The organism is Kordiimonas aestuarii (genome assembly GCF_025574465.1).
GTDB classification, from domain to species: Bacteria; Pseudomonadota; Alphaproteobacteria; order Sphingomonadales; family Kordiimonadaceae; genus Kordiimonas; species Kordiimonas aestuarii.
Map to the genome: position 1 here is coordinate 74052 of NZ_JAOBPP010000009.1, position 17690 is coordinate 91741.

General features: G+C 53.9%; 19 protein-coding genes. 12 read left to right on the forward strand and 7 right to left on the reverse strand.

Annotation, left to right across the window (positions count from 1 at the left end):
- Positions 1–57: 57 nt before the first annotated feature.
- Genes fliP through OEU85_RS01465 form a run of 3 tightly spaced genes read right to left on the reverse strand, consistent with a single transcriptional unit; the run spans position 58 to position 1512 of the window.
- Positions 58–810: a flagellar type III secretion system pore protein FliP gene (gene fliP / locus OEU85_RS01455; protein WP_394805374.1), complete on the reverse strand. Its 753-nt coding sequence runs from the start codon at positions 808–810 to the stop codon at positions 58–60.
- 34 nt (positions 811–844) lie between these two features.
- Positions 845–1156, reverse strand: coding sequence for a FliO/MopB family protein (locus tag OEU85_RS01460; protein WP_262689659.1), 312 nt, complete (start codon positions 1154–1156; stop codon positions 845–847).
- Between the two features lie 2 nt (positions 1157–1158).
- Positions 1159–1512: an EscU/YscU/HrcU family type III secretion system export apparatus switch protein gene (locus OEU85_RS01465; RefSeq protein WP_262689660.1), complete on the reverse strand. Its 354-nt coding sequence runs from the start codon at positions 1510–1512 to the stop codon at positions 1159–1161.
- A 152-nt stretch (positions 1513–1664) separates the two neighbouring features.
- Between OEU85_RS01465 and flgB the strand changes: the two genes are divergently transcribed.
- From flgB to alaS, 9 genes are all read left to right on the forward strand, one after another.
- Positions 1665–2087 (forward strand): flagellar basal body rod protein FlgB, encoded by a 423-nt coding sequence (gene flgB, locus OEU85_RS01470; protein ID WP_262689661.1) that lies wholly within the window; start codon positions 1665–1667, stop codon positions 2085–2087.
- Between the two features lie 43 nt (positions 2088–2130).
- Positions 2131–2538, forward strand: coding sequence for a flagellar basal body rod protein FlgC (gene flgC, locus OEU85_RS01475; protein WP_262689662.1), 408 nt, complete (start codon positions 2131–2133; stop codon positions 2536–2538).
- A gap of 9 nt (positions 2539–2547) precedes the next feature.
- Positions 2548–2871 (forward strand): flagellar hook-basal body complex protein FliE, encoded by a 324-nt coding sequence (locus OEU85_RS01480; protein WP_262689663.1) that lies wholly within the window; start codon positions 2548–2550, stop codon positions 2869–2871.
- A gap of 32 nt (positions 2872–2903) precedes the next feature.
- A complete protein-coding gene (gene fliQ, locus OEU85_RS01485) occupies positions 2904–3170 on the forward strand; it encodes a flagellar biosynthesis protein FliQ (protein WP_262689664.1) in 267 nt (88 codons plus the stop codon).
- A 4-nt stretch (positions 3171–3174) separates the two neighbouring features.
- Positions 3175–3933: a flagellar biosynthetic protein FliR gene (gene fliR / locus OEU85_RS01490; RefSeq protein ID WP_262689665.1), complete on the forward strand. Its 759-nt coding sequence runs from the start codon at positions 3175–3177 to the stop codon at positions 3931–3933.
- Positions 3934–3936: 3 nt separating this feature from the next.
- Entirely contained in the window at positions 3937–5019 is a 1083-nt protein-coding gene (gene flhB, locus OEU85_RS01495; protein ID WP_262689666.1) for a flagellar biosynthesis protein FlhB, read from the forward strand.
- Positions 5020–5083: 64 nt separating this feature from the next.
- Complete coding sequence (locus tag OEU85_RS01500) at positions 5084–7474, forward strand: ATP-binding protein (protein WP_262689667.1); 2391 nt, start codon at positions 5084–5086, stop codon at positions 7472–7474.
- Between the two features lie 122 nt (positions 7475–7596).
- Positions 7597–8664 (forward strand): recombinase RecA, encoded by a 1068-nt coding sequence (gene recA, locus OEU85_RS01505; RefSeq protein WP_394805372.1) that lies wholly within the window; start codon positions 7597–7599, stop codon positions 8662–8664.
- Between the two features lie 198 nt (positions 8665–8862).
- Positions 8863–11511, forward strand: coding sequence for an alanine--tRNA ligase (alaS, locus tag OEU85_RS01510; protein ID WP_262689668.1), 2649 nt, complete (start codon positions 8863–8865; stop codon positions 11509–11511).
- 73 nt (positions 11512–11584) lie between these two features.
- Here alaS and OEU85_RS01515 read toward each other — a convergent pair whose 3' ends face one another.
- Positions 11585–12799, reverse strand: a complete 1215-nt coding sequence (locus OEU85_RS01515; protein WP_262689669.1) for an NADP-dependent isocitrate dehydrogenase — start codon at positions 12797–12799, stop codon at positions 11585–11587.
- A 139-nt stretch (positions 12800–12938) separates the two neighbouring features.
- A complete protein-coding gene (locus OEU85_RS01520) occupies positions 12939–13556 on the reverse strand; it encodes an LOG family protein (protein ID WP_317277408.1) in 618 nt (205 codons plus the stop codon).
- A gap of 133 nt (positions 13557–13689) precedes the next feature.
- Between OEU85_RS01520 and OEU85_RS01525 the strand changes: the two genes are divergently transcribed.
- Positions 13690–14736 (forward strand): LysM peptidoglycan-binding domain-containing protein, encoded by a 1047-nt coding sequence (locus tag OEU85_RS01525; RefSeq protein WP_262689670.1) that lies wholly within the window; start codon positions 13690–13692, stop codon positions 14734–14736.
- Here the strand turns inward: OEU85_RS01525 and OEU85_RS01530 are convergent.
- Positions 14733–15143 carry a hypothetical protein gene (locus tag OEU85_RS01530; RefSeq protein ID WP_262689671.1) on the reverse strand — a complete coding sequence of 137 codons (411 nt, stop codon included), beginning with the start codon at positions 15141–15143 and terminating at the stop codon, positions 14733–14735. The two genes, OEU85_RS01525 and OEU85_RS01530, sit on opposite strands and share 4 nt — an antisense overlap.
- A 233-nt stretch (positions 15144–15376) precedes the next feature.
- Between OEU85_RS01530 and OEU85_RS01535 the strand changes: the two genes are divergently transcribed.
- Both OEU85_RS01535 and pssA read left to right on the forward strand, forming a co-directional pair.
- Positions 15377–16039, forward strand: coding sequence for a phosphatidylserine decarboxylase (locus tag OEU85_RS01535; protein ID WP_262689672.1), 663 nt, complete (start codon positions 15377–15379; stop codon positions 16037–16039).
- Between the two features lie 42 nt (positions 16040–16081).
- Complete coding sequence (gene pssA, locus OEU85_RS01540) at positions 16082–16846, forward strand: CDP-diacylglycerol--serine O-phosphatidyltransferase (RefSeq protein ID WP_262689673.1); 765 nt, start codon at positions 16082–16084, stop codon at positions 16844–16846.
- On the opposite strand, the gene OEU85_RS01545 is transcribed toward pssA, so the two are convergent.
- A protein-coding gene (locus OEU85_RS01545) for an IS5 family transposase (RefSeq protein WP_262689381.1) occupies positions 16843–17618 on the reverse strand; the annotation gives its coding sequence in 2 pieces (ribosomal slippage) (positions 16843–17303 and positions 17303–17618; 777 coding nt in all). The genes pssA and OEU85_RS01545 overlap by 4 nt on opposite strands.
- Positions 17619–17690 lie beyond the last annotated feature (72 nt).

The following is a 17690-nucleotide window of genomic DNA, read 5'->3' on the forward strand; positions in this document are numbered from 1 at the left end:
ATATCACAACTTACGATAATTTAATTAGGTTAACTAATTATCTTGTGTGGTGTTCTTCTATTGGCCGACGCCCGGCGGCGGAGCGGTCCCGAAGCTCTGCACCAGCGAGCCCGCCACCAGGTTCCAGCCGTCCACGAGGACAAAAAATATCAGCTTGAATGGCATGGCAATCATCACGGGTGGCAGCATCATCATACCCATCGACATAAGGATCGAAGCCACCACCATGTCAATCACGACAAAGGGCACGTACAGCAGAAAGCCAATTTCAAATGCACGACGGATCTCGGAAATCATGAACGCCGGCACGAGCGTAGTCATCGGGACCGTTTGCACATTTTCCGTTTCTGGGTCGTTGGCCAGAGTCATGAATAGTTCAAGGTCTTTTTCTCGGACCTGAGACAACATGAAATTGCGCATGGGTACCGACGCCCGGTTATAGGCCTCAACTTCATCAATTTCTTCGTTGATGAGTGGCTGGATGCCCTGATCCCATGCCGCCGTGAATGTGGGCATCATAACATAGCCCGTAAGGAAAAGCGCAAGCGAAACGATCACGATATTTGGCGGTGATTGCTGGGTGCCCATTGCGCTTCTGAGCAGCGAAAATACGATTACCATGCGTGTGAAACTTGTCATCATGACCAGAATACTGGGTGCGAGGCTCAAAACTGTCATCAAGAGAATAAGCTGCACAACTCGTCCGCTGAGGGAGCCGGACTGGCCAAGATCGATATTGACTGACTGCGCAATGGCAGGGGGCGCCATGCCGACAAGCAGGGCGATGGCCAGTGGTGCCAGAATGATCATGCTTCTGGTGATCAGTTTGCGATGTAATGCAAATTTAACCACGGTTTTCCCCTTCTTTCGCATCACCGCCGGCCTCAATCATTTCAGCGAATCCCGGACCTTTACTATCGATGCGGGTGACCCCGTTTGCACCAGTCCCGATAAGATAGTCCCGGTCACGCCAGCGCACAACAATCAGCCGGTTTCTGGCGTCGAGAAGACGGCTTGCAATTATTTCCAGTTCCTTGTCGCCGGGCTTCTGGCGGTGTGTGCCGGGCAGGAGGCCAAACCGCCGTACGAGCCATGCCATCAGCGCAAGCGCGCCCAGCATCATGAACAAAACGGAGAAAACACCAAGATATTCCATATTCAGCGGTCCGTATCTGTCATGGGTTGTGCAACAGGGGCTTCAACCGAGTCCTGTTGCGGCCCGGCTCTTGTGGTTTCAAGTTTGTGGTTCTCGGCGTAGACACGCTCAAGGATCAGCGACACCGCATGCAGTGCCTCAAAAGGCACGGGGCAGTCAACATCAAAGGCATCCAGCAGTTCAACAAGGTCTTTGTCCTGCCGAACCCTAACGCCTTCAGCAAAGGCAATGTCGAGAATTTTTTCAGCGACATACCCATGGCCTTTTGCGGAGATCCGAGGCGCACTATTGTTGTCGGCGCGCGTTACCGCGACGGCTTTTGTGCCGGGAACATGCTTGTTTTCAGCTTCGCTCATCCTGATATTCAGCGTCAGTTCCCTTAAAAATGCAAGGACATAAGGGCTGGGGCTGTCCAAGAAAATTTAGGATTGTTTGCAACTTGTTAACCCGTTTTGGGTCATGTTATGGTGTATATAAGTTTAATTCAGGCGATATGTCCGGAGAGACGATGGATCTGACAAACATACCGATTATGGCTGCGCTCAAACAGCGCCTTAACTGGTTGAATAACAATCAGGCCGTGATTACGGAAAATATTTCACAAGCCGATACCCCTGGGTATCGCGCCAAGGAACTGGAAAAACAGCAGTTTTCCGGCCTTGTGGAAGAGATGTCGGCTGGCACCTCAGGGACTGTTCAGATGAGGGCCAAAAGCGGGCGGCATATGGATATTTCCGGTGGCAGCGCCGACAATTCCCGGATTGTGGAGATCAAGGGACGTGAAGAATCACCGAATGGAAACTCAGTGGTTCTCGAAGAGGAAATGATGACTTTGGCCGATAATCAGATGAAATACGGCATGGTTGTCAACCTCTACAAAAAGAATTTGGGGCTTTTGAAGAAAGCTATTGGCAAGGATGGTGGTCGGTAGAACCTGACCGCCCTTCCTCTGGACCGCGATTGAGAGACAGGCAATGGATTTACAAAAAGCCATGATGGCATCGGCGGCGGGTCTTAGGGCCCAGTCGGTACGTATGCGCGTCATTTCTGAGAATATTGCCAACCAGAACTCTATCGCAATGGAGCCCGGGGCTGATCCATATCGCCGCAAAATTGTTACCTTCGAGACCGAACTTGACCGTGCGAACGGTGTGACGCTCGTCAAGCCTGGCGCTGTTGCGTATGATCAGAAAGAGTTCGGCAAGAAATACGATCCGGGTAATCCGGCGGCTGATGGGGCAGGGTATATCAAGACGTCTAATGTGAATGGTCTGATTGAAATGATGGACATGCGGCAGGCGCAACGGACTTATCAGTCAAACCTCAACGCGCTCGAGGCGACACGTCGTATGGCGACGATGACCCTGGACCTGCTGCGCTAGGAGTAAGTGATGAATATCAAACAGCTTGATGCCGTTAACGCTTATTCGCAAGCGACAAAGCAAATGCAGCCCGGTGGGCTTGGTGCACGCGATGGGGCGGACGGCGTAAAGGCGGACTCGGCGTTTGGCGCACTCGTTGACCAGGCAGTTGGCGACGTGCAGAAAGCCACCACCACGGCAGAGGTGACAAGTGCCAAGGCGCTGGTCGACCAAGCGGATATGGTGGACGTTGTGACTGCTGTGTCTAATGCTGAGATGGTTGTTGATACGGTTATCAGTGTACGGGACAAAGTGATCTCGGCATACAACGATATTCTGAAGATGCCGATCTAGGCATTGATGCACCAAAACTTTGGGGGTAGCAGGTGACCGGTCCTGATGTACTTGAGGTCGCGAGAGATGCTTTGATTGTGCTGCTGCTGACTGCAGGGCCAATTCTGGCGGTTGGCCTGATGGTTGGGGTTGCCATCGCCTTTTTCCAGACCCTTACACAGCTTCAGGAAATGACCCTCACCTTTGTCCCCAAAATCATCGCTGTGTTTACCGTACTTTTAATTGCGCTGCCTTACATGGGGCGAAATTTGTCTGCCTTCATGCTGAGGATATCAGAGCGTATCATATCGGGCGGTTAAGCCCATGTTAGGCAACGTATTACCGGTCGAAGCTTTTGGTTTCTTGCTCGTTACCGTTCGCCTTGCCGCATTGGTGATGGTAATGCCAATTCTGGGTGAAAGCTCGGTGCCGGGCCGTATTCGTGCTGGATTGGCACTGACGATCTCGGTCATTGTATACAGCAGCGTTCGCGACCTGATGCCTCCTATGCCTGAAAGCGTGTTTGGGTTATTTGCTCTCATGTTCCGGGAATTTCTGGTCGGGATCATCATTGGCCTGGCAACCAGAATTCTGATGTCAGCCACGCATGTGGCGGGCACCGTGATTGCCTTCCAGACCGGCCTTGCCGCAGCGCAATCGTTTGACCCCGCGCAGGGGTCACAGAGCGCGCTTGTTGCCGCGTTCATGACCTATATCGCTATTACCCTGATTGTGGTTTTTGACCTGCATCATCTCATGATCTTGGGGATGGCGCACAGTTACCAGAAGTTTCCAGTCGGGGAAGTTTTACCCTATGCCGACTTTGCCACGCTGGTGACCGAGATGGTCTCGGACTCTTTCCTGCTGGGGTTTCATATGGCGTCGCCATTCATCGCGTATGGCCTGATTTTCAACCTCAGTCTCGGGCTTATCTCCCGCATGGTGCAGGGCTTTCAGGTGTTTTTCATCGGTATGCCGGTGAACATTTTTATGGGTTTTTCCATTATGATGCTGCTTATTGGCGGCATGATGCAGCTGTTTCTTGATCGTTTTCGCGATCTCCTGCTGGGTTTTTTGGGGTGAGCGATGGCTGACGAAGACGAAAGTCAGAAAACCGAGGAGCCGACAGCCAAAAAGCTGCAGGATGCCAAAGAGAAGGGCGAGGTTGCCTCGAGCCAGGAACTCAAAACCTGGTTTATGCTTGCTGCGGCTACAGCAGTTGTTGCTGGCCTGGGGCCTTTTATGGCGTCATCCGTGGCGTTGCGCCTGCAGGTATTTATGGGCAACATCCACCTGATGGATACGGAGCAGGTGGGCGCCACAGCGAATATTTTTGCGCTGGTTCGCGAAGTTTTTTTTATCATCATCATCCCCTTCAGCATTTTTGTCGTTATTGCTCTCGCCGCCAGCTATATCCAGCATGGGGCCACCTTTACTTTTGAGAAATTAAAGCCTGACCTCAGCAAATTATCCCCGCTCAAAGGGGCTAAGAAGATTTTCTCCACCCGGATTTTCATCGAATTTGTGAAAATAACCCTGAAACTTATCGGGGTGACATCGGCCGTGTTGATTGTGGTTTTGCCCGAGCGAGAGCTGATCGACACCATCATGTATCTCTCGGTCATTGATTTGATGGGATTGATCTACACCATGGCGGTCCGGCTGATGATCGCGGTGTTGATTTTCCTGACCATCGTCGCAGCGATCGATTATTCCTATCAGAAATACCAATATATCAAGAAGTTGCGTATGACGAAGCAGGAGGTCAAAGACGAACGCAAGCAGTCCGATGGTGACCCGCACGTGAAAGGAAGGCTGCGTTCGATCCGGCGTGAACGCGCCATGCAGCGCATGATGGCGAATATCCCGAAGGCTGATGTCGTTATTACCAACCCGACGCACTATGCGGTTGCTCTGGAATATAAACATGGCACCATGGACGTACCGAAGCTTGTGGCCAAAGGTGTTGATACAGTTGCCCTTAGGATCAGGGAAATGGCGGAAGAGCATGGTGTCCCCATCATCGAAAACCCGCCGCTTGCGCGCGCGCTGCATGCTGGCGTCGATATTGATGAGGAGATTCCGCCCGAGCACTATAAGGCGGTTGCCGGCGTCATCAGCTATATTATGAAGTTGAGGAAGGCTGGCTTTTCAGGACGTAAGCGCTGAGAGGGCTTGAACGTGACCTGAGATCAGGCCTACAGTTTCTGAAATGTCGGGGAGAGATTGATTTATGGAAAGCCGCCTGCCGCTACCGGTAAAGGAAGCCTTGGTTGATAGCGAGGCAAAGTCCGGCATTAAACTCCTGACCATCGCGCTTGCGGCGCTTGTGGGTACAGCGGGTATCGCTTTCCTGATTTGGGTGATCTGGGGCTTTTTTGTCGCTGTTGTTGTGAGCGGCGCGCTCCTGATTGCCACAGCGCTCACTCTTTTACGTGCCCTGGGGCAAGTGGGGCAGTCCGTTGGCAGGCGGGAGGTCGTCGACAAGGATCTGGTTGATGCGCTTGTGGCGCTTGAACGGCGCGCCGTCGTGATAACCAATCTCAGCGGCGAGGTTGTTGCCTCGAACGCTGCATTTGAACGACTGGCGTTCGGTGCGCCTAGAATTATCCAGGACCTTCTGCGCGGAAAGAAAGATCAGGCAGCCCTTGGTAGCCTGCTAGCGACGGTATTGACCACGGGGTCTGGTGACCGGGAATTCATTACACCAGACGACGAACGAAACTCGCTCCTCGTCTCCGGAAAGCGCGTCAAACGGCACATCATGTGGCATGTCGCCTGCGACGGTGACCGGCAGCGCCTGGAGCATGAACGGGCCATTATTGGCAATTGGGATGCGCCTGTCTTTGAACAACTCGGCTGTGCGGTTGTGCTCGAAGACAGTGATGGCAAACTGCATTACATCAACAAAGTGATGCGCGAGTGGCTTGAGCTTGAACCGGGTCAGATGCCGATCAAAATTCAGCTTCGGTCTGGCGACAGCCAGCTACTTGTTGGCAATAATCAGCGCATTGATGTGGACGTGATCGATGTGCCGCTCGCAACGCGTGAGCATGAGCGCCAGATCGGACGCTACCGCTTCCTGCAAAAGTCCAATCGGGCCGGGGTTGGACAGTTTGCGGAAGACCATAAAATCCTGATCGACCCAATCTTCGATAATGCGCCGGTTGCCGTTGCGGTTGTGGACAAGCAGGCTAGGTTGCTGGAGTTTAATCGACCATTGCGGTTACATCCGGCAGGGAAACGGGTTCAGCCGGGTGACAGTGTACTTGATCTGGTGAAGCAGGATGATCGCGATGACCTGAAGGCGCTGATAGAAAACGGATGCGAAGGCCGCCCGGCGTCACTTCCCCTCGACGTGGTTTATAACGCACAGCCGGAGCGCGTTGGCCAGATCGTCTCCTCACCAGTTGTGTCGGGGACAGAGTCCATGGTGATCCTCTATATGATGGACACGACCCAGGAGAAAAGTCTGGAACGCCAGTTTGTCCAGGCGCAGAAAATGCAGGCTGTGGGGCAACTGGCCGGCGGCGTGGCGCATGACTTCAATAACCTGCTGACGGCAATTATCGGTTTTTGTGATCTGCTGCTGGTGCGCCACGATGCGGGCGATCAGTCATTCTCCGACATTATCCAGATCAAACAAAACGCTAACAGGGCCGCCAATCTGGTGCGTCAACTGCTGGCGTTTTCCCGTCAGCAGACGCTGCGGCCGAAAGTTCTGATGATGACGGATGTCCTGGCTGAACTTTCCAACCTGATCCGCCGTCTGATCGGCGAAAATATCGAGCTGAAGGTGATGCATGGCCGCGATTTGCAGCCGGTGAAAGTTGATCAGGGGCAGCTTGAGCAGGTGATTATCAACCTGGCGGTGAATGCGCGCGACGCGATGGCGGGCGGCGGAAAGCTTGAGATTAGAACCAGTATGGTAGGCGCTGACCACAAACTCATCGAGCAATATGATGTGATCGTTCCGGATGATTATGTGCTGGTTGAGGTTATTGATACCGGTTGCGGCATTCCCAAGGATAACCTCGCCAAGATTTTTGAGCCGTTTTTCACAACAAAGGAAGTTGGACAGGGCACGGGACTCGGGCTGGCGACCGTATACGGCATTGTCAAACAAACCGGCGGGTTTGTGTTTGTTGAATCAGAAGAGGGTGTTGGCACTAACTTCCGGCTGTTCTTCAAGGCCCACACAGGGGGAGCCGAGGAAGGCCAGGATGCCAAACGTACCGAGGCGCCCGCGCGAGACCTCACCGGCAAAGGCACCATTTTGATTGTGGAGGACGAAGACCCAGTCCGGATGTTCGCAAGCCGCGCCTTGAGCAACAAAGGCTACCGCGTGCTTGAAGCATCATCGGGCGAGGCAGGACTCGATATCCTGATTGATGGTGACGATACCGTAGACCTCCTTATTTCCGATGTTATCATGCCAAACATGGATGGGCCGACGCTGGTGCGGGAAGCGCGCAAGGTATTCCCTGATCTGCCGGTGATCTTTGTCTCTGGTTATGCCGAGGATATGTTCCGGCAAAATCTTGAGGATGAAGATTTCCTCTTCCTGCCAAAACCTTTTTCCCTCAAAGATTTGGCCGAACAGGTCAAAGGTATACTGGGCTGATTGAACCATGTTCCGGCCTGGCTGTGAGAACAAAATGAGAATACCTGTTGCACAATGAGAACAAAGAAGGTACAAAACGGTCATTGCAAGGGATTAACGCCTGTGGAATAAGGGGACCAATCATGTCAATGCCGGAACTGCAGTTGGTAAAGGGAACATCCATGGATAAGACAAAAGCACTCGAAGCGGCACTGGGCCAGATCGACAGAGCCTTCGGCAAAGGTTCGGTCATGAAGCTCGGGCAACGCGAGAGTGGTATCGAGATTGAAACCATTTCAACAGGCTCGCTAAACCTTGATATCGCACTCGGGATTGGTGGCCTGCCTAAAGGTCGGATCGTTGAGATTTATGGCCCAGAAAGTTCCGGTAAGACAACCTTGGCTCTGCACGCGGTTGCCGAAGCTCAGAAAAAGGGAGGTATCGCTGCATTTGTCGACGCCGAACACGCGCTTGATCCGGTTTATGCGCGCAAACTCGGTGTGGATGTTAACGAGTTGCTCATCAGTCAGCCGGACACTGGCGAACAGGCACTCGAGATCGCCGACACTCTCGTCCGTTCCGGTGCTGTTGACATCCTCGTTGTGGATTCTGTGGCAGCGCTTACCCCGCGGGCGGAACTTGAAGGCGAGATGGGCGATAGTCACGTGGGCTTGCAGGCCCGTTTGATGAGCCAGGCGCTTCGCAAGCTGACGGCGTCAATTTCGAAATCCAATACCATTGTTATTTTCATCAACCAGATTCGGATGAAAATTGGTGTAATGTATGGCAGCCCCGAGACAACGACTGGCGGCAACGCCCTGAAGTTCTATGCATCCGTTCGTCTTGATATTCGCCGGGTCGGCGCGATCAAGGACAAGGACGAGATTGTCGGTAACGCCACGCGGGTCAAGGTTGTGAAAAACAAGCTGGCACCGCCTTTCAAACAGGTGGAATTTGACATCATGTATGGGGAAGGCGTGTCCAAAACAGGTGAAATCCTCGATCTCGGTGTTAAAGCTGGCGTGGTTGAAAAGTCCGGATCCTGGTACAGCTATTCAAGCCAGCGTATCGGACAGGGGCGGGAGAACGCCAAACGCTTCCTTGTTGAGAATGCGGATGTCTCAAACGAGATTGAACGGGCGATCAGGCAAAATGCAGGGCTTGTGAACGAAGCCATGCTCGTTGCGCCAGGGGAAGAGACCGCAGACTAGTTCCTCTCAGGTGTAGTTGGTTAAAAGGCGGCGGTGTGCCGCCTTTTTTATTGGAGTGATGAGGCGGAAAAAGCTGACAACAGGTGTGACATTGGCTGGACAGCGAAACGGCCTGTCGTTACAAGAGCCAGAAGTTTAATTTGCCATCAGCCTGACGCTTGGCTGGCGGTCTGTAACATGAAGTAAAGGTTTATACCTATGGCGGGCGCGAACGACATCCGTAAAACTTTTTTGGACTTCTTTGCATCGAAAGGCCACGAGCGCGTGCCGTCCGCACCCCTGGTGCCGATCAATGATCCAACCCTGATGTTTATCAATGCGGGTATGGTGCCGTTCAAGAACCTGTTTACCGGGGCTGAAACCCGCGACTATGTGCGCGCGACTTCATCGCAAAAATGTGTGCGCGCAGGCGGTAAGCATAATGATCTGGATAACGTAGGCTATACAGCGCGTCACCACACTTTTTTTGAGATGCTTGGTAATTTTTCGTTCGGCGATTATTTCAAGGACGATGCTATCCAGTTTGCCTGGAACCTGATCACCAAGGAATACGGACTGAACAGGGACAAGCTTACGGTGACCGTCTTCCACGAAGACGACGAGGCCTTTGATCTATGGAAAAAGATTGCGGGCTTGCCCGACGAACGCATCATCCGCATCGCGACTGCGGATAATTTCTGGTCTATGGGCGATACGGGGCCCTGTGGTCCCTGTTCTGAGATTTTCTATGATCACGGCGACCATATCTGGGGTGGCCCTCCCGGCAGCCCGGATGAAGATGGTGACCGATTTGTAGAAATCTGGAATCTCGTGTTCATGCAGTTTGAACAGCTTGCGTCCGGTGAACGGATAGACCTGCCAAAACCCAGCATCGATACCGGCATGGGGCTTGAGCGGATTGCTGCCGTCATGCAGGGGACACATGACAATTATGAGATCGATACCTTCCGCCGTCTGATTGAAGCATCGATTGAGGCTACGGGGGCCAGGGAAACGGAAGAGAACAAGGCCTCGCACCGGGTGATTGCGGACCACCTGCGCGCTTGCAGTTTCCTGATTGCAGACGGGGTTCTGCCGTCCAATGAAGGCCGTGGATATGTGCTGCGCCGCATTATGCGCCGTGCCATGCGCCATGCACATTTGCTCGGCGCCAAGGATCTGGTGATGCATCAGCTTGCACCGACGCTGGTCAGTGAAATGGGCCAGGCGTTTCCTGAACTGGGCCGTGCGCAGAAGCTTATTGAAGAGACCATGAAGCTTGAGGAAGCCCGTTTCCGCCAGATGTTGGACAAAGGACTGCGGCTGCTTGAAGACGAACTTGAAAAAATTGCTGACGACAAGGAACTGCCCGGTGAGGTTGCGTTCAAGCTGTATGATACCTACGGCTTTCCGCTTGACCTGACGCAGGACCATCTTCGGGGCCAAAATCGCGGTGTGGACGTGGACGGCTTCAAGGTTGCCATGGAAGAACAGCGCGCTAAAGCCCGGGCGGCATGGGCTGGTTCAGGCGACGCAGCGACGGAAAAGGTCTGGTTTAATATCCAGGACGAAGAAGGCGCGACGGAGTTCGTCGGATACACGACGCAGGTGGCTGAGGGCCAGGTTGTTGCCCTTGTAAAAGACGGTGAACGTGTTGAACGCGCGGAGACTGGCGACGATGTTATGGTGGTGACCAACCAGACACCATTTTATGGCGAAAGCGGCGGCCAGATGGGAGACACGGGAACCATGGAAGCCGCCGGGGTCAAGCTTAAGATAACCGACACGGCAAAAATGGTTGGCGCGCTTCACGTTCATAAAGCCCAGGTTAAGGAAGGGCTTGTCAAGGTCGGCGACGCGCTTGATATGATCGTGGATACAGATCGCCGCAACAGGTTACGGGCCAATCATTCCGCCACCCATGTCCTGCATGAAGTACTACGCCGTGAACTCGGGGAACACGTGACCCAGAAGGGGTCGCTCGTGGCGCCGGACCGTCTTCGTTTTGATATCTCGCATCCGAAAGCGCTGACGGAAGACGAACTGGCGGCAGTTGAGCGTGAAGTGAACCGCATTGTACGCGATAATGCAGCCGTGGAAACACGACTGCTGAGTTATGATGATGCGATTGACGCGGGCGCCATGGCGCTGTTTGGCGAGAAATACGGTGACGAGGTTCGTGTTGTCTCCATGGGGGATAACCCGGACAAAAGCAAACCGCATTATTCGGTTGAGCTGTGTGGCGGTACACACGTTGAACGACTTGGCGATATTGCGCTTTTCACAATTGTCGGGGAAAGCGCGGTTTCCGCAGGTGTACGCCGCATCGAGGCGCTGACAGGTGCTGCCGCGCTTGACCATCTGCTTGGTCAGCAAAAGCTGCTGAAGGAAGCCGCGTCACAGTTGAAAACAAATCCCGTGGAATTGCCTGAGAGGATCGCGGCCCTGCAGGGCGAGCGTAAAACGCTTGAAAAAGAACTGACAGAGGCGCGCAAAAAGGCCGCGCTTGGTGGGAACTCCAGTGGCCCGGCGGTTAAGGAAATTGCAGGGATAAAGTTTATTGGACAGGTGCTTGATGGTGTGCCGCCTCGCGACCTGCGCGGTATGGCGGATGACGCCAAAAAATCCATGGGCAGCGGCATCGTCTGCCTGATTGCGACGAACGATGGCAAGGCTGCCATACTTATTGGGGTTACCGATGACCTGACATCGAAGGCCAGCGCTGTGGATCTTGTGCGCGTAGGCGCGGAAGCGCTGGGCGGCAAGGGCGGCGGCGGCCGTCCCGACATGGCGCAGGCGGGGGGACCTGATGGCGCCAGGGCCACTGACGCGATCAGCGCCATTGAAGCCGCTATTGCAGCGAGCTAGAAAAACAGACCAGATACAAAAAAGGCCGCTCAGTGAGCGGCCTTTTCATTAATTTGTTTCCGATGTCCTGAGTTTAACTAAGCTCTGATTTCAGGTTTTCGTCGATCTTGTCGAAGAACTGGCCTGTGGTCATCCACGACTGGTTCGGGCCGATAAGAAGCGCGAGGTCTTTGGTCATGTTGCCGGTTTCAACGGTGTTGATGCAGACCTTTTCAACGGCCTCGGCAAACTTGATTACCTCAGGTGTGCCATCCATTTTACCACGATACTTCAGACCACGGGTCCAGGCAAAGATGGACGCAATCGGGTTAGTAGACGTTTCCTTGCCTTCCTGATGCTGACGATAGTGGCGCGTTACCGTGCCGTGTGCGGCTTCGGATTCCACCGTTTTTCCGTCCGGCGTCATCAGGACGGAGGTCATCAGCCCCAGTGAACCAAAGCCCTGCGCCACGGTGTCAGATTGCACATCACCGTCATAGTTTTTACAGGCCCAGACAAAACCTCCGGCCCATTTCATCGCACAGGCTACCATGTCGTCAATCAGGCGGTGTTCATAGGTGATGCCAGCGTCTTTGAACTTATCTTTGAATTCGGCCTCGAACACTTCCATGAACAGGTCCTTGAAACGGCCATCATAGGCCTTCAGGATCGTGTTTTTGGTAGAGAGATATACCGGCCACTGGCGGCTCAGGCCATAGTTCATGCACGCACGGGCAAAATCACGGATGCTGGCATCGACATTATACATGCCCATCGCGACACCGGCTTCTTCGAAGTCATAAACTTCGCGTTCAATGGCTTTGCCGCCGTCTGCCGGTTCGAACTTCATCGTCAGCTTGCCGGCGCCGGGCACAAGAAAGTCTGTCGCACGGTACTGGTCACCAAAAGCGTGACGGCCGATAACAATCGGCTTGGTCCAGCCCGGAACCAGACGCGGCACGTTTTTCATGATGATGGGCTCACGGAAAACAGTCCCGCCCAGGATGTTGCGGATCGTGCCGTTCGGGCTGCGCCACATTTTCTTGAGGTCAAATTCTTCAACACGCTGTTCATCAGGTGTTATGGTCGCGCACTTTACACCGACACCGTGTTCCTTGATGGCGTTTGCAGCATCAATGGTAATCTGGTCGTCGGTTTCATCCCGTTTGGTGACAGAGAGATCGTAGTAAAGCAGATCAATGTCCAGATACGGCTGGACAAGGCGTTCCCTGATCCATTGCCAGATGATCCGGGTCATCTCGTCGCCATCGATTTCCACAATAGGATTTTTTACGGTAATTTTGCTCATTGGTCCCTCAAACTAGTTTTTGTCCCATGGGGTAATAGTGCGCCCGGGAGAAGACGGCGCGAAATTGCGCGCACCCTATCATCACAATTCATATAGTTGAAGAGTGAACAGGGGCAAATTTTACTCATTTGCGCCTTTTTTACATCAATTCGCTGTTTGATGCTTCCTTTTGCGGTGAGGCGTTTGCAAGAAGCTTCATCGCTTCGGTCACATTCTCCGCCACCTGAAGCAAAGCGGCATTTTCCCTGGAAGCAAAACCTTCCGTAACCACATGATTGATGAGTTCCAGCAGCGGCGACCAATATCCCTTGTGGTTCAAGAGGATAATTGGTTTTTTGTGAAGGCTGAGTTGGGCCCATGTCATGATTTCCAAGGTCTCATCCAATGTGCCCAGGCCTCCGGGCAGCACGATAAAGGCATCTGACCGGTCGAACATCATTTTTTTCCGTTCGTGCATGTTCCGCGTGACGTGCAGTTCGCTCAGGCCCTCTTGTGTGATCTCCACGGCGTCCAGATGCTCGGGAATAATGCCGATGACGTCCGACCCTGCATCACGCGCCGCCCGCGCCACAACCCCCATCAGGCCCACGCTGCCTGCGCCGTAGACCAGATTCATGCCTTCGCTGGCAATCACGCCGCCGAGTTCGTTAGCCAATGCTTCATATTCAGGCCCTTTTCCCATGCGGGAGCCACAATAAACACACACTGTCTTGATATTACTTTCACGAGAGACTGATACGCTGGACAAGGCTCGCACTTTTTAATCCTTTATATATGTGGGATAAGAGAAAGCGTTTGAGGTCAAAGTTTTGACATGTTTTTAATAAAATCATCTTTCATTATAAAGGCCCGATTGTTAAGGCTTTATTGAAAGACTAGTATGGTGTGATATGGGCCCACTTGAAAGCAAAAGCGACGACATGCGCAGGATGGCGATTGGAGCGGTAACCGCTTTGATCGGTGTTGCTGCCGTGCTGTATGTTATTTTTGGTGGCGAACCAGCGCCAGACACAATTTCACCAGATAGTGCGACCCAGCAAACCGATACCAACCAGAAAGCCGAAGCGGCGAACGAGGTGGTGCCGGAGTTTGACCTCGTACGCATCTCTCGCGGGGGGACCGGCGTTATTGCCGGCCGCATGACCCCGGGCGCACGCGTGGAACTTTATGCAAACGGCAAGAAAATCTCGGAGGTTGTCGCCAATGATGACGGCGAGTGGGTGATGATCCTTCAGGAGCCGCTGGAGGCGGGGTCAGTTGAACTTAACCTCAAAGCCGTGGACAAAAACCATAACCGGATTGCCGAGGCCGACAACGTGGTTGTTGTGTCGGTGCCCGAACGTGACGACAAACGGTTTGTCGAGCGTGAACAAAATGGTGTGGTTGCTGTATTGACGCCAAAAAGCGGCGACGGCGCCAGTACGGTTCTGCAAAAACCGGGCGTGGCTGCCTTCGGTGAAGTGGGCGAAAGTCTGAGTGTCGATACCATCGATTATGGCGACGGCGGCGCTGCGGTGTTTACCGGGCGATCGTTGCCGCGCGTTGATGTCAGGCTTTATCTGGACGATGAGTTTATCGGCAGTGTTCGTGCGACGGACAGTGGCCGCTGGAGCATTCCGCTTAAGGACCGTATGTTGACCGCCGGTAACCACCTTATTCGGGTTGACCAGACAATTGGTGACGGGCAGGTACAGTTGCGGATTGAGCAGCCGTTCCGAACAGGGTCGCCGATTGATCCGCAAGCGGCCGAGGGCGGTGTTTTTGTCAAACCAGGCAATACCTTGTGGCAAATTGCACGCCAGTTATATGGCTCGGGCGTGCGCTACACGGTGATCTTCAAGGAAAACAGCGAACAGATTCGCGATCCAGACCTGATTTATCCGGGGCAGATTTTCCGCCTACCCAACAAGGCGGCGACTAACGGGGCCGAGGGCTAGTCATCCACCGGCTTGAGGTGCGAACGCAGGGCCCTTAGGTGTGTTTCAGATTCCAGAAGGATCAGTGTAAGCGCGCCCATCAGGTCTGTGCCTGCTAAATGGTGGTCGGTTTGTGTAACGCTATTGAAGCTGACGTGGCCGTTTTTTTCGATTTTATAGGCACCATCAATGCCGCGGTTTGTAGCGTAAACACGCTCGATCGCCATTGTGCGCTGTGCGGCGTCTTCAACGGTAAAATAGAGCTGGCCCAGTTTTGCGGATAGCCGGATTTTGCCGCCCTCCGGGTCACTGTCAGCCACGGCGTGAAACTTGATCCCTTCCCACTCAAAGTCGATCTTGTCGAACTGGGGGTCGTCAAGGCTGTCGAGATGCCCTTGTACCTTGTCCAGCGTTTCGTGCAGTTTCATGGAGCCTGATTTCCCTCATCACAAATGTGGTGTGCCATAATGCATAAAATCGCGCGTTCTGTTTAAGCAAGTGTTAATGACACCCTCATTCTGTTTTGGACGAAACACCGGCGACAGCGCAAGGGGAATGTTTTATACAACTTAAAAAGCCAGGCATGGCTACGGCGTGACTTGACGCCGGGCCTGCAAATCGCCAGTGTGTGCGCAATTTCAGTTACCTAAAGGGTTCAAATATGAAGGCAACGGATGTAGTGATGACGCCAATCCATAAGGAAGGGCACACCTTTGTGGTGATATTTTTTGCCGTCTCGGTGGGCCTGTTTTTCCTCGCGGAGCCGCTTGGCTGGATCGGGTTGATTCTTACCGCCTGGTGCCTCTATTTCTTTCGCGACCCTGAGCGTGTCGTACCTGACGAAGAGGGAGTGCTTGTCAGCCCGGCCGATGGTACCGTGTGCGCGGTGAGCGAAGCGGCACCGCCTGCGGAGCTTGGCATGGGCGACGAACCACGGGTGCGGGTATCGATTTTCCTGTCTGTCTTTAACGTGCATGTGAACCGCACACCGGCCGCCGGTGAAATCACGGGCCTGGCGCATGTGCCGGGCAAGTTCCTGAATGCTGCAGCAACAGAGGCCAGCGAGGAGAATGAGCGTCAGCTTATCCGCATGACGACAGTGGACGGCCATGATGTTGCTTTCGCACAGGTGGCGGGCCTTGTGGCACGGCGTATCCTGTGTGATCTCGAGATCGGCCAAAGCGTCGGCCGGGGCGAACTTTTTGGCCTGATCCGCTTTGGCAGTCGTACCGATATCTATCTCGACAAGGGCCTTGAGGCGACCGTCAAGGTTGGTCAGACAATGATTGGCGGCGAAACTGTTATCGCGCGCGCTGCGAAATAACGCAACGGACACCGGACGTTTATGACGCAGGAGGAGGGCGACATGGCAAAAGAGAAGGCGTTGCTTTTCAGGGCATTTTCCATTCGGACCATCTTGCCGAACGCCGTGACGCTTTTTGCCTTCATGGCAGGCCTTACCTCGATCCGGTTTGCGCTCGCAGGGAAGTGGGAACTGGCGGTATTTGCCATTTTGCTTGCTGGTGTGTTCGACGGCCTTGACGGCACGGTGGCGCGGCTTTTGAAGAGCACGAGCCGTTTCGGTGCCGAGCTTGATTCTCTCTCCGATGTTGTGGCTTTCGGCGTGGCGCCGGCCGTTGTTCTCTATCTTTGGGGGTTGCAGTCGCTGGACCGCCTTGGTTGGGCCGTTGCCCTGATATATGCGACAGCGATGGCTTTGCGCCTCGCGCGGTTCAATGCACGCCTTGATGATGAAGAAGAGCCAAGGAAACGGCTTGGCTTCCTGACCGGTGTGCCCGCCCCCATGGGGGCAAATCTGTTGCTGGCCCCCTTGATGGTGGACTTTGCACTTGAGAACACTTTTGTGAAGGACTATGCGCCCGTCGTGGCAGTTTACACCGTTGCGATTGCCATGCTTATTGTTTCAACCATACCCACGGTTTCGCTGAAAGCGCTGCGGATACCGCGTGAGTGGTTTGTGCCGGTGATGCTGCTGATTGGTATCGTGATCGCGGGGCTGTTTGTGCGCACGTGGCTTGTGATGATTATCATCGGCGCGCTTTATGTTGGCAGTATGCCTTGGTCGTACATGGCGTTCGAGAAACGGCGCAAACACAAGCGTATGGACTAGGTCGTAGACTCATAATTTTTCAACCAGATACAGACTGAAGCCAGTTTTACAGCGGCGAGGAAATTCTCCGGGTTTTTGTCATAGCGCGTTGCAATGCCCCGATAGTGCTTGAGCTTATTGAAGAAACGCTCGACGAGATTACGGTGTCGGTACAGCCATTTACTGAAGGTAAAGGACTGCTTGCGGTTGGCTTTTGGCGGAATATTGGCCCAAGCTCTGCGCGCTGTGGTGAAGGCACGAAGCGCGTCGGTATCATAGGCTTTGTCAGCGAGCAAGATCGCTTCCTCCTTGATGTCCTCAATCAGATCAAGGGCCGGTTTGCTGTCGTGGGTCTGTCCAGCAGTCAGCGAAAGCCTGATCGGCAGACCATCCGCATCGACGAGGGCGTGGATTTTGGTGGTCAGTCCACCCCGGGAACGGCCCATGCAGCCATCGTCCTGATCCCCCTTTTTGCCGTGGCCCCTTGTTGATGCACACGGACACAGCTGCTGTCGATCATAATGATGTCACCGTCATGGGCTTTGCTCACCGCCTCGAACAGTCGGTCCCACACCCCGGCCTTGCGCCAGCGGACAAACCGGTTGTAGCAGGTGGTGTAGGGACCATATCTTTCGGGAATGTCTGCCCACGGCGTTCCCGCCCGAAAGCGCCACAAGATGCCGTTGATCACCCGGCGGTCATCCACCCTAGGCACCCCGCGCGGCTTGTTCGGCAGCAAAGGCTCTATGATCGACCATTCATAATCTGTCAGTTCATACCGGCGGCGGCGCATCAAAACCTCCTCAATGATTTGAGAAGCGTTGAATCATATCTTCGCCTGTTTGGGAATCCCTTTTATGAGTTT

What these genes read in the sequence shown, in the direction of transcription:
- fliP (WP_394805374.1), bottom strand. Translation starts at nt 810, where the DNA reads ATGATCATTCTGGCACCACTGGCCATCGCCCTGCTTGTCGGCATGGCG.
- OEU85_RS01460 (WP_262689659.1), bottom strand. Translation starts at nt 1,156, where the DNA reads ATGGAATATCTTGGTGTTTTCTCCGTTTTGTTCATGATGCTGGGCGCG.
- OEU85_RS01465 (WP_262689660.1), bottom strand. Translation starts at nt 1,512, where the DNA reads ATGAGCGAAGCTGAAAACAAGCATGTTCCCGGCACAAAAGCCGTCGCG.
- flgB (WP_262689661.1), top strand. Translation starts at nt 1,665, where the DNA reads ATGGATCTGACAAACATACCGATTATGGCTGCGCTCAAACAGCGCCTT.
- flgC (WP_262689662.1), top strand. Translation starts at nt 2,131, where the DNA reads ATGGATTTACAAAAAGCCATGATGGCATCGGCGGCGGGTCTTAGGGCC.
- OEU85_RS01480 (WP_262689663.1), top strand. Translation starts at nt 2,548, where the DNA reads ATGAATATCAAACAGCTTGATGCCGTTAACGCTTATTCGCAAGCGACA.
- fliR (WP_262689665.1), top strand. Translation starts at nt 3,175, where the DNA reads ATGTTAGGCAACGTATTACCGGTCGAAGCTTTTGGTTTCTTGCTCGTT.
- flhB (WP_262689666.1), top strand. Translation starts at nt 3,937, where the DNA reads ATGGCTGACGAAGACGAAAGTCAGAAAACCGAGGAGCCGACAGCCAAA.
- OEU85_RS01500 (WP_262689667.1), top strand. Translation starts at nt 5,084, where the DNA reads ATGGAAAGCCGCCTGCCGCTACCGGTAAAGGAAGCCTTGGTTGATAGC.
- recA (WP_394805372.1), top strand. Translation starts at nt 7,597, where the DNA reads ATGTCAATGCCGGAACTGCAGTTGGTAAAGGGAACATCCATGGATAAG.
- alaS (WP_262689668.1), top strand. Translation starts at nt 8,863, where the DNA reads ATGGCGGGCGCGAACGACATCCGTAAAACTTTTTTGGACTTCTTTGCA.
- OEU85_RS01515 (WP_262689669.1), bottom strand. Translation starts at nt 12,799, where the DNA reads ATGAGCAAAATTACCGTAAAAAATCCTATTGTGGAAATCGATGGCGAC.
- OEU85_RS01525 (WP_262689670.1), top strand. Translation starts at nt 13,690, where the DNA reads ATGGGCCCACTTGAAAGCAAAAGCGACGACATGCGCAGGATGGCGATT.
- OEU85_RS01530 (WP_262689671.1), bottom strand. Translation starts at nt 15,143, where the DNA reads ATGAAACTGCACGAAACGCTGGACAAGGTACAAGGGCATCTCGACAGC.
- OEU85_RS01535 (WP_262689672.1), top strand. Translation starts at nt 15,377, where the DNA reads ATGAAGGCAACGGATGTAGTGATGACGCCAATCCATAAGGAAGGGCAC.
- pssA (WP_262689673.1), top strand. Translation starts at nt 16,082, where the DNA reads ATGGCAAAAGAGAAGGCGTTGCTTTTCAGGGCATTTTCCATTCGGACC.